Raw genomic sequence first — 11297 nt, 5'->3', positions numbered from 1 at the left:
TTTAAATGGTGCCCGAAGCCAGACTTGAACTGGCACGCCTCGAAAGGCGAGGGATTTTAAATCCCTTGTGTCTACCGATTCCACCACTCGGGCAAATTGGAGCGGGAAACGAGGCTCGAACTCGCGACCCCGACCTTGGCAAGGTCGTGCTCTACCAACTGAGCTATTCCCGCATTTATCACTAATCAGCACTGCTACGTGACAACGGGGCGTATTTTACGGATTTATATATTGCTGTCAAACGAAAAAAATAAAAAATATTTTATTTGATTAAAAATAACTCAAATATAGATGGTTATCATAAAAAATAACTGTGTTTTATTTAAATTTATAATTGAATATTATCTAGCAAGCTTCCTTTTGCTACTTGTAAATATTGGATCATTGACCATATAGTTAAAATAGCGGCGATATAAAGTAAGATAATTGCTGCTATTTCCATATAGTTGTTATAACGCCATAATAATCCGCCTAGTGCTAACATTTGCGCTGTGGTTTTCCATTTTCCCCACCAAGAGACTGCGACTTTGCTACGTTCCCCAAGCTCTGCCATCCATTCACGTAATGCGGAGATGATAATTTCACGAGAAATCATAATAATGGCAGGAATGGTTATCCAAAATGTATGTTGATGTTCGACAATTAAAACTAGTGCAGCCACTACCATTACTTTATCAGCAACAGGATCAAGAAATGCACCAAAGCGCGTGGTCTGTTTCCATTTACGAGCTAGATAGCCATCTAGCCAGTCAGTGACACCTGCAATAAAAAAAATCAGTGTTGTGATGAAAGGAGATGATTCAATGGGTAAATAAAATGCAATCACGAAAAAAGGAATCAAAATGACTCGAAAGATCGTTAGGAAAATTGGGATATTGAATTTCATAGAAATGAACCGCTCTTGGTGTTAGAGATATGCCTATTCTAAAGTATCTAAGAATATAAAAAAAGCCACATTATGTGGCTTTCTTGTAAATAATTACGGATTAAAGTTTATCAGCGTTTTGTTTTAAGTATTTTGCAACACCTTCAGGGTTATCTTTCATCCCTTCTTTACCTTTTTCCCATTGAGCAGGGCAAACTTCACCGTGATCTTCATGGAATTGTAATGCATCAACCATACGTAACATTTCATCGATATTACGACCTAATGGAAGATCGTTTACTACTTGGTGACGAACAACGCCATTTTTGTCGATTAAGAATGAAGCGCGTAATGCAACGCCTGCTTCTGGATGTTCAATACCGTATGCTTGAGCAATTTCGTGTTTTACGTCTGCCGCTAATGCATATTTAACTTGACCGATACCACCATTTTCAGTTGGGGTGTTACGCCATGCATTGTGAGTGAATTGAGAGTCGATAGAAACACCAACTACTTCTACGCCACGTTTTTTGAATTCTTCATAACGGTGGTCAAATGCGATTAACTCAGAAGGGCAAACAAAGGTAAAGTCTAATGGGTAGAAAAAGATTACTGCAGCTTTTCCAGCAATGTGTTTTTTAAAGTTGAAGTTATCAACGATTTCGCCATTGCTTAATACAGCAGATGAAGTAAAATCTGGTGCTTGACGGGTTACTAATACCATAGTCATAATTCCTATATAAAGTTAAGTTAAAGTTTTGCCACACAAAATAGCGGTGCGATTCTATTTGAAACGCCGACATTTTATACTCGATTTTATCTATTAAAGCAATTAATCTTATCTAAAATAAGGTGGAAATATGCAACAACACAATCTCTCAACAACATTTGTCCATGCAGGGCGTCAAAAACGTTTTTCACAAGGATCGGTAAACCCTGTTTTACAGCGAGCTTCTTCATTACTATTTGACAGTATTGAAGATAAAAAACACGCTACTCAACGTAGAGCAAAAGGCGAATTATTTTATGGCAGAAGAGGGACGCTAACACATTTTGCTTTACAAGATTTAATGTGCGAAATGGAGGGGGGGGCAGGTTGTTATCTTTATCCTTGTGGTACAGCAGCAGTAACTAATTCGATTCTTTCTTTTGTTAAAACTGGCGACCATGTGTTAATGAGTGGTGCAGCTTACGAGCCAACCCAATATTTCTGTAATATTGTGCTGAAAAAAATGCAGATCGATATAACTTATTACGATCCTCTTATTGGTGCGGATATTGCAACGCTTATTCAACCGAATACAAAAGTACTTTTCTTAGAAGCACCGAGTTCTATTACAATGGAAATTCCCGATATTCCGACTATTGTGAAGGCTGCAAGAAAGGTGAACCCTAATATTGTGATTATGATTGATAATACTTGGTCGGCAGGTGTTCTATTTAAAGCGTTAGAGCATGATATTGATATTTCTATTCAGGCGGGTACGAAATATTTAGTGGGTCATTCAGATATTATGATTGGTACTGCCGTTGCGAATGCGCGAACTTGGGATCAACTTAGAGAACATTCCTATTTAATGGGGCAAATGGTTGATGCAGATTCTGCTTATACGACTGCTCGTGGTATCCGTACATTGGGGGTACGATTAAAACAACATCAGGAAAGCAGTATTAAAGTGGCAAAATGGTTGAGTGAGCAACCAGAAGTAAAAACTGTGTACCATCCAGCTTTACCAAGTTGCCCTGGTCATGAATTCTTTTTACGTGATTTTAGTGGAAGCAGTGGTTTATTTTCTTTTGAATTAACCCAGCGATTAACTTCAGAGCAAGTATCAAAATTTATGGATCATTTTCAACTGTTCGCTATGGCTTATTCATGGGGAGGATTTGAGTCTCTAATTCTTTGTAATCAACCAGAAGAAATTGCACATATTCGTCCAAATATTAAACGTAATCTTACAGGTTCATTAATTCGTGTGCATATTGGTTTTGAAAATGTGGATGAACTAATTGCAGATTTGAAAGCTGGTTTTGAGCGAATTGCTTAAAAGTGCGGATAAAAAAATGCCTGTTTTACACAGGCATTTTTTATAGGATTATTTTTGTTCTGAAACTAAACCAATTTGGGTACCGTCAGCAAAATGAATTGAAGTCCCAATAATATCGACTTGAATACTTTTTCCAAATTGTAATGCAGGAAGATTTGCTACATAGAACGGCTGATTATTTTCTTTGTAAATAGTGAGCTATTGTGCTTCTGAAATTGTTTTATCGCTTAAATTTCATTGTTTATTCCTATTGAAGTGGTTAAATAATAGTTCAGTGGCGTTAATTATAGATCATATAGTTTGGTATGATGGTCTTTTCTTTTGAAAGTTCATAGAAGTTGTTTTATCATATTTTTCGTTTTCCTTAATCAACAGAGAAATACAATGAAACATATTCATATCTTAGGTATTTGTGGCACATTTATGGGCGGTGTGGCGATGATTGCTAAACAAATGGGCTATCACGTAACGGGTTCCGATACTAATGTTTACCCTCCAATGAACACTTTTTTAGAAGAGCAAGGTATCGAGATTATTCCAAATTATGATGTTGCACAATTACAACCTGCGCCTGATATGGTAATTGTTGGTAATGCGATGAAACGTGGTAATCCTTGCGTAGAATATGTGTTGGAAAATAATTTGAAATATACATCTGGCCCTCAATGGTTACATGATCATTTATTGCGAGATCGTTGGGTATTGGCGATTTCAGGTACGCATGGAAAAACAACCACAACAGGTATGCTAACGTGGATCTTAGAACAAAATGGCTTAAAACCAGGTTTTTTAATCGGAGGAATTGCGGGTAATTTTGGCATTTCAGCTCGTTTAGGAGATAGCCCTTATTTTGTTATTGAAGCTGATGAATATGATACAGCTTTCTTTGATAAACGTTCGAAATTTGTCCATTACAATCCTCGTACACTTATCGTAAATAACATTAGTTTTGACCATGCAGATATTTTTGATGATCTCAAAGCGATCCAACGCCAATTTCATCATATGATTCGAACTATCCCAGCCAGTGGCTTGGTATTAAGTTCGGCGAGTGAACAAAGTGCAAAAGAAACTTTGGCATTGGGATGTTGGTCTCAACAGCAATTTTTAGGCAAAGATAACGAGTGGTTTGCTGAACGTATTACAAATGATGCTTCACATTTTGCTGTCTTCCATCATGGAGAAAAAGTGGCAGAAGTAAAATGGAATGTAGTGGGACAACATAATATGCATAATGCGTTAATGGCGATCGCTGCGGCTCATCATACTGGCGTTGCTATTGAAGATGCGTGCAAAGCGTTGGGATCTTTTGTGAATGCTAAACGTCGTTTAGAAGTGAAAGGTGAAGTTAATGGCATTACGGTTTATGATGATTTTGCTCATCATCCAGAAGCTATTCTTGCTACGCTAACCGCTTTACGAGATAAAGTTGGTGGTGGTGTTCGTATTCTTGCAGTGCTTGAACCTCGTTCTAACACAATGAAAATGGGTGTTCACAAAGATGACATCGCGCCTGCACTTGGTCGAGCTGATGCCGTGTTTATGCTTCAACCTGAACAACTTTCTTGGGAAGTGGCAGATATTGCAAACCAATGTGTACAACCTGCTTATTGGAATGCAAATTTAGATCGATTAGTGGATATGATTGTTGCAGAGGCTCAACCTACGGATCATATTTTAGTGATGTCTAACGGCAGTTTTGGTGGCATTCATCAAAAAATTCTTGATAAGCTAAAACTGAAATAATAAAAGTGCGGTTAATTTAGAACCTGTTTCTAAATTGACTGTACTTTTTATTTCTGACTTTTAGGCTATATTTATTTTTAATTTGTAATTCATAAAAAGGAACATTTATACAATGGCTGATCCACATATTAAATCACCGATGGATTTTTTAGATTATCTGACTGTTATTATTTACCGAACTGGTTTTGTGATAGCGGCGTTGGCTGTTCTTACAGTGAGTTGGTATCCAGATTTATCACTCACATTTATATTAATTGCGGCAACCTGTTGTGCCTCTTCGTTACACATTTACTTAAAATCTTTTCGATTGCTTTTTCAATTTGCTACTTGGATAGGATTACTTTTTTATATTAATCATTATCCTGCGTTGGCTCTTGGCGGTGCGTTACTTACTTTAGGTGGCTTGTGTTTTAAAGAATATTTTTGTTTCCGCGTGCCTTTGCTAAATTTACAGCCGATATTTGTGGCTTGCTTGTGGTTTTCGTGGGTGTTAAATAATCTTATTGCACTACGCATTTTTTCTATTATTTCTGGCGTATTACTTTTAGTTTTAGCGATACAAAAATGGCGAATGCCTTTGCATTTTGATATTGGAGATAAAACTAAATATCAAATTTAGCAAAGAAAATGACCGCACTTTTATGTGCGGTCATTGTTTTTAGAAAGATTTATTTAGCTAAACATTCCATGTAGCTATCTGCAGTAGATTGCAAGAATGTTGCATAAGAATTTTTACCTAAAGTAACTTTATCGCCAATTGGGTCGAGTTGTCCTACATTGACTTTAGTATTTTTCGCTAAAGACTCAATCACTTTTGGCGTAAATTGAGGCTCTGCGAATAAGCAATTTACTTTATGTTCATCAATTTCTTCTTTAATGTGCACTAAAGTTTTTGCACCCGGTGCCACTAATGGATTGATGGTAAAGTAACCCGTTTGTTTTAAACCATAAGCATCGTTGAAATAACCATAAGCATCGTGGAAAACGTAGAAACCTTTATCTTTAACATTTGCAAGTTGTGCCGTAATTTTTTCACTTTGTTCTGCCAAAGTGCGGTTAAAATCTGAAAGATTTTGTGCAATTAACGCTTTTTTATCTGGGAATTGTGCAGTTAATTTATCCGCTACTTTTTGTGCAACAATTTTGCTGATAGCTGGAGAATACCAAACGTGCCAGTTTGTTGTTAAACCCTCGTGATGATCGTGATCATGATGTTCGTGATCGTGTTTATGCTCGTGTTTATGATCATGGTCGTGGTCGTGTTTATGATCATGTTTGTGTTCGTGCTTATGGTCATGATCGCCATCTTCATGGAAATGCTCGTGGTGAGCTTTACTTAATAAAGGTTTTACATCCGCAAGATCGGCAATGGTAATCACTTTTTTACGTTCAATTTGGCTAATTGGTTTGTCTAAGAATGAATCAATGTCTTCACCAATCCATACAACTAAATCTGCAGATTTTACTTTTTGAATATCAGATAATTTCAAATTGTAATCATGCGGAGAGGCGCCTGCAGGAACAAGGACTTGTGTACCAGTTACGCCATCTGCAATAGATGAAACAATAAAGCCTAAAGGTTTTACTGATGCTAATACATCGGCATTCGCCATCATTGGCGCACTTAAAAGTGCGGCAGAAACGGCACTAATTTTTAAAAGTTTTTTCATATTTATGTTTCCTTACTTGTTGGTAGTAATTCTCAAAGGGAAAAAAGAGTACGCCTTTTTATATAAATTGCAACGATTTTATAGTAAAAAGAGGGAAAATTTTTCATTTTCAAAGTCAATAGGTTTCATTCAATAAAAAATGCACATTTATGGTCAATGTGCATTTTCAAGAGGTGATTAAGATTTTTTCTTTAGTAATTTATCTATTACACGAGAAACGGCAAAAAAACCAAAGGTTGCCGTAATCATCGTGGCTGCACCAAATCCGTTTGCGCAATTCATTGTGGCAGAAGTAGAACAGCCTTCAGTCATTTGTGGGAATATTAAAGGTTGTGTTGAAAATACCGCATCGATACTAAATTTGCGCTTTGGATTTTGGCTAAAATTGTAATCCTTGCGTAAAACTGACCGCACTTTGGCGAGCAGCGGATCCTGAATAGTTTTACTGAGATCGGCAATTTGAATTTGGGTTGGATCAGTTTGACCGCCAGCACCGCCAATAGTAATCACATTAATTTTGTTACGTTTACAATAAGCAATCAGCGACGCTTTAGTTTTCACATTGTCAATGGCATCAATGACGTAGTCATAGCCTCGGTTGAGATAATCCGATTGATTCTCTGGCGAGATAAAATCATCAATAATATTGACGGTACATTCTGGGTTAATTAATTTTACTCGCTCTGACATGACTTCAGTTTTTAATTTGCCGATTGTGCCGCTCATCGCAGGAAGTTGGCGATTGATATTTGTGACGCAAATATCATCCATATCAATTAATGTGAGTTCGCAAATACCTGAACGTGCTAAGGCCTCCACGACCCAAGAACCCACGCCACCAATGCCTATTACGCAAATATGCGCTTGGCGTAAGCGCGCTAAGCCATCAGGCGTATAAAGTCGCCCAATGCCACCAAAGCGTTGTTCGTAATTATCTATTCTAGCCATTACCGTAATACCCATACTCTACCGTAGTGTTTTGAAAGCCCTGCAATATGTCCTGCTCTAGCACCGATACCACGATATAAGTCAAAGTGATGACCTTTCACTGCACCGCCTACATCAAGTGCAACCATTAAGTGTAATTTGTGTGTGCCAATCCAGTTTCCGTTATTATCAATGTCGGGTACTTCGACTAAAAGCACAGAACCAGACGGGATAATATTGCGATCTGATGCCACTGAAGCCATTGCTACAAGAGGAACGCCCGCAGAGCCTTTCACTTTGCCACTTGGATCATTTTTAAAGAATACATAAGCTTCATTGCGTTCTAACAAGCTTTGTACACGAGAGGGATTACGATTACCCCATTCTCGAATTGCTTGAATAGACATTTTTTCTTTTGGAATTTCGCCATCTTCTACTAATAAACGCCCGATAGCCGTGTAAGGGTAACCATTTTGTCCTGCGTAAGCAAAATAGTTAAGATTACCATCGCCAAAATCTACATAGCCACTGCCTTGTACACCAAGTAAAAAGTTTTCTAACATTGAATCGCTATATGCTAACTCTAATCTTTTTCCCGTTAATGCGCCCGCATAAATTTGTGCTCGACTTAGACGTTTTTTTACAGGCATACGATAAATTGGATTTTTAAATTGACCTTGTGGGGTATGACGAGCATAAAGTATAGGCGAATAATAGCCTGTCATCAGTACATTTTGATACCCATCAAATCCACGCATAATTTGCGGATGGATATTAAATTGAGTGAGTTCATTAATATTTGCCCCAGAAAGAACCCAATTTGTAATCTTTTCATAATTGTCGTAAAAATTGGTGGAAAGTTTACTCGAATAATTTTTTATATTGGAAAGCTGTGTTAAAAAATCGCCTTGATTTATTACCGCACTTTGGTTTTCTATGTTGGATACAGGCACAAGCGCTGCTTGCTGATAAGTTCGATTGGTATATTTTGCACCGAATTGTTGAGGATCACTACCATTTAAGGTGGTGGGAATCTGAATGTTTTTTATGTTAGAGGTACAAGACACCAAAAGTGCGGTAATAATTGAGATAGAAAAAGTTTTGAACCAAAATGGTTTACACACCGACATTTTCAATCCTAAAGTAAGCAGAAATAAGGTCGCATACGCTATCAAAATTTACAGAAAACAACCAGTGTTATTTAGTGAAATTGCTTAATAAAACTACACATTGAACATTTTATTAACAAACAATTGATAAAGTTTTGTTTAATTCTTGCAATTAAATTTTAAGCGAGTATAGTACGCCTCATCAGACGCGGGGTGGAGCAGCTTGGTAGCTCGTCGGGCTCATAACCCGAAGGCCGTCGGTTCAAATCCGGCCCCCGCAACCAGCAAATTTTGAAGCCCTGATTTAGAAAATCAGGGCTTTTCTTTTTACAGTTTAACTCGCTATGATGATCTCAATTAGATCATCTTTTTCTATGCTATAATCCCTCAAAATTTTCAAAATCGGTACCTAAATGAAACAATTATTTGCAACGACTTCTCGTGGCTTTGAAGAATTATTAAAAGTTGAACTCACTGAACTTGGCGCGCAAGAGGCAAAAGTGGTTCAAGGTGGCGTTCATTATCAAGCTGATGACGAAACTTTATACCGCACTTTGCTTTGGTCACGCCTTGCTTCACGCATTTTATTTCCTTTGATTGAAACCAAAATTTACAGTGATTTGGATCTTTATGCGGCTGTTTCAGGCTTTAATTGGTTAGCACAATTTGATGAACGAGTTACATTCTTTGTCGATTTTAATGGAACCAACCAAGAAATTCGTCATACTCAATTTGGTGCGATGCGCGTTAAAGATGGAATTGTCGATTACTTTGAACGTCAAGGTAAAGCTCGTCCTGATGTAGATAAAATTCAGCCAGACGTACGTATCCATGCTTATTTGAATCGTGAAAATTTAGTGATTTCTTTAGATTTAAGTGGGGAAGCATTACATTTGCGAGGCTATCGTGAAGATGCAGGTCAAGCACCTTTACGTGAAACTCTAGCGGCGGCAATTGTTATGCGTTCAGGTTGGCAAGTGGGTTCTCCATTAGTAGATCCAATGTGTGGTTCTGGAACGCTTTTAATTGAGGCGGCACAAATTGAAGCCAAAATTGCACCGCAACTTTATCGTTTACATTGGGGATTTGATTTTTGGAAAGCGCATAATCAATCGGCTTGGGAAAAAGTAAAAAATGAAGCGATTGAATTAGCAGAAGAAAAACAACGTGAAATTCAACCGCACTTTTATGGATTTGACCTCGATCACCGTGTATTAAAAAAGGCGCAGAAAAATGCACAAAATGCAGGTGTTTCACATTTAATTAAATGGCAGCAAGCTGATGTGGCAGCGTTAAAAAATCCTCGTTTAAATGAAGTCGGTACGGTTATCTGTAATCCACCTTATGGGGAACGTTTAGGAACAACCCCAGCTTTAATCGCGCTCTATTCTGTATTTGGGCAAAGACTTAAAAAAGAATTTTGCGGTTGGAATGTTTCTGTTTTTAGTAGCGAATCCACATTGCTTGATTGTTTGAGAATGCGTGCTAGCCGACAGTTTAAAGCCAAAAATGGCCCATTAGATTGTGTTCAGAAGAATTATCAAGTTTCAGAACGAAAACATGACGAAACTACAGCTGAAAAGGAACTAGAATTTAATCGCACTTCGGAGATCACAACAGATTTTGCTAATCGATTACAAAAAAATATTAAGAAAATTAGCAAATGGGCAAAGCAACAAGAATTAGACGCTTATCGTTTATATGATGCTGATTTGCCTGAATATAATTTAGCTGTTGATCGTTATGCAGATTACATTGTTGTGCAAGAGTATGCAGCGCCGAAAAATATTGATGAAAATAAAGCGCGTCAGCGTTTGTTAGATGCCGTTACTGCAACTTTGCAAGTGACAGGTGTGGAAACGAATAAGTTGATCCTCAAAGTTCGTCAGAAACAAAAAGGTACAAATCAATATGAGAAGTTAGCCAATAAAGGCGAATACTTTTATGTGAATGAATATGGCGCGCAACTTTGGGTAAATTTGACAGATTATTTAGACACTGGATTATTCTTAGATCACCGTTTAACAAGAAAAATGATTGGTGAGTTGGCAAAGGGTAAAGATTTCTTGAACTTATTTGCTTATACAGGTTCTGCAACTGTTCATGCAGCACTTGGTGGTGCTAAATCGACAACGACCGTTGATATGTCAAATACTTATCTTAATTGGGCGGAGCAAAATCTTATTTTGAATGATATTGAAGGTAAACAACATAAATTAATTCAAGCAGATTGCCTTCAATGGTTAGAAAAATGTGATCGTCAATTTGATTTGATATTTGTGGATCCACCGACGTTTTCGAATTCTAAACGTATGGAAGAGAGTTGGGATGTTCAACGAGATCATGTGAAATTAATGCGCAATTTAAAACGAGTTTTGTCGAATAATGGCACAATTGTTTTCTCGAATAATAAACGTGGATTCAAAATGAATTTAGTTGCGTTGGAAGAATTAGGTTTAAGTGCGGTAGAAATTTCGCATAAAACATTGCCTCTAGATTTTGAACGTAATAAACAAATTCATAATTGTTGGATGATTCAACATATATAATAATTTGCCAAGTTGTAAAAATAGTCGAAAAAATAGTGAATTTTAAACAAACTGAATAAAAAACTATCGCTCAAACATTTTTTTTCAAAAAGTGCTAGACAAGATTTTATTAAATCATTAATATACGCCACCGCAACGACGACGCAGTAACGCGTTCGTAGCTCAGTTGGATAGAGCGTTGGCCTCCGGAGCCAAAGGTCGCAAGTTCGAATCTTGTCGAGCGCGCCAGGTCAGTGCAATAACAACTTTTAATGGTGGCTATAGCTCAGTTGGTAGAGCCCTGGATTGTGATTCCAGTTGTCGTGGGTTCGAATCCCATTAGCCACCCCATCTTATCTTTATAAGATCTGACGGCGAGTAGCGCAGCTTGGTAGCGCAACTGG

9 protein-coding genes and 5 tRNA genes are annotated in these 11297 nt (G+C 37.5%); 7 read left to right on the top strand and 7 right to left on the bottom strand.

Features of this window, described 5'->3' with window-relative positions:
• Nucleotides 1-6: 6 nt before the first annotated feature.
• The 4 genes from HMPREF2644_RS02880 to HMPREF2644_RS02865 form a co-directional block, all read right to left on the bottom strand.
• Nucleotides 7-93, bottom strand: a tRNA-Leu gene (locus tag HMPREF2644_RS02880).
• A gap of 4 nt (nt 94-97) precedes the next feature.
• Nucleotides 98-173 (bottom strand) — tRNA-Gly (locus tag HMPREF2644_RS02875).
• A 155-nt stretch (nt 174-328) separates the two neighbouring features.
• A complete protein-coding gene (gene pgsA / locus HMPREF2644_RS02870) occupies nt 329-886 on the bottom strand; it encodes a CDP-diacylglycerol--glycerol-3-phosphate 3-phosphatidyltransferase (protein WP_005649617.1) in 558 nt (185 codons plus the stop codon).
• Between the two features lie 100 nt (nt 887-986).
• Nucleotides 987-1589: a peroxiredoxin C gene (locus tag HMPREF2644_RS02865; RefSeq protein ID WP_005649619.1), complete on the bottom strand. Its 603-nt coding sequence runs from the start codon at nt 1587-1589 to the stop codon at nt 987-989.
• Nucleotides 1590-1725: 136 nt separating this feature from the next.
• On the opposite strand from HMPREF2644_RS02865, the gene metC reads away from it, so the two are divergent.
• The 3 genes from metC to HMPREF2644_RS02850 all read left to right on the top strand — a co-directional run bounded on the left by metC (nt 1726) and on the right by HMPREF2644_RS02850 (nt 5278).
• Entirely contained in the window at nt 1726-2913 is a 1188-nt protein-coding gene (gene metC, locus HMPREF2644_RS02860; protein WP_011271894.1) for a cystathionine beta-lyase, read from the top strand.
• Between the two features lie 384 nt (nt 2914-3297).
• On the top strand, nt 3298-4659 hold the full coding sequence (mpl, locus tag HMPREF2644_RS02855; protein WP_038440912.1) for a UDP-N-acetylmuramate:L-alanyl-gamma-D-glutamyl-meso-diaminopimelate ligase: 1362 nt from the start codon (nt 3298-3300) through the stop codon (nt 4657-4659).
• Nucleotides 4660-4771: 112 nt separating this feature from the next.
• On the top strand, nt 4772-5278 hold the full coding sequence (locus HMPREF2644_RS02850) for a DUF2301 domain-containing membrane protein (protein WP_005653606.1): 507 nt from the start codon (nt 4772-4774) through the stop codon (nt 5276-5278).
• 49 nt (nt 5279-5327) lie between these two features.
• Here HMPREF2644_RS02850 and znuA read toward each other — a convergent pair whose 3' ends face one another.
• The 3 genes from znuA to mltA all read right to left on the bottom strand — a co-directional run bounded on the left by znuA (nt 5328) and on the right by mltA (nt 8386).
• A complete protein-coding gene (znuA, locus tag HMPREF2644_RS02845; protein WP_070828213.1) occupies nt 5328-6329 on the bottom strand; it encodes a zinc ABC transporter substrate-binding protein ZnuA in 1002 nt (333 codons plus the stop codon).
• Between the two features lie 177 nt (nt 6330-6506).
• Nucleotides 6507-7277, bottom strand: a complete 771-nt coding sequence (tcdA, locus tag HMPREF2644_RS02840) for a tRNA cyclic N6-threonylcarbamoyladenosine(37) synthase TcdA (RefSeq protein WP_005668509.1) — start codon at nt 7275-7277, stop codon at nt 6507-6509.
• Nucleotides 7277-8386, bottom strand: coding sequence for a murein transglycosylase A (gene mltA / locus HMPREF2644_RS02835; RefSeq protein WP_011271891.1), 1110 nt, complete (start codon nt 8384-8386; stop codon nt 7277-7279). Before mltA ends, tcdA begins: the two co-directional genes overlap by 1 nt.
• Nucleotides 8387-8572: 186 nt before the next feature.
• Between mltA and HMPREF2644_RS02830 the strand changes: the two genes are divergently transcribed.
• The 4 genes from HMPREF2644_RS02830 to HMPREF2644_RS02815 all read left to right on the top strand — a co-directional run bounded on the left by HMPREF2644_RS02830 (nt 8573) and on the right by HMPREF2644_RS02815 (nt 11244).
• Nucleotides 8573-8649, top strand: a tRNA-Met gene (locus HMPREF2644_RS02830).
• A gap of 129 nt (nt 8650-8778) precedes the next feature.
• The gene (rlmKL, locus tag HMPREF2644_RS02825; protein ID WP_070828212.1) at nt 8779-10914 is read left to right on the top strand and encodes a bifunctional 23S rRNA (guanine(2069)-N(7))-methyltransferase RlmK/23S rRNA (guanine(2445)-N(2))-methyltransferase RlmL; all 2136 of its coding nucleotides are present in this window, start codon (nt 8779-8781) and stop codon (nt 10912-10914) included.
• Between the two features lie 151 nt (nt 10915-11065).
• A tRNA-Arg gene (locus tag HMPREF2644_RS02820) sits at nt 11066-11142 on the top strand.
• 26 nt (nt 11143-11168) lie between these two features.
• Nucleotides 11169-11244 (top strand) — tRNA-His (locus HMPREF2644_RS02815).
• The last annotated feature ends 53 nt before the right edge of the window (nt 11245-11297 follow it).

This window comes from Haemophilus sp. HMSC071C11, assembly GCF_001837655.1.
Taxonomy (GTDB): Bacteria; Pseudomonadota; Gammaproteobacteria; order Enterobacterales; family Pasteurellaceae; genus Haemophilus; species Haemophilus influenzae.
This window is presented reverse-complemented; position numbering and strand designations above follow the sequence as displayed.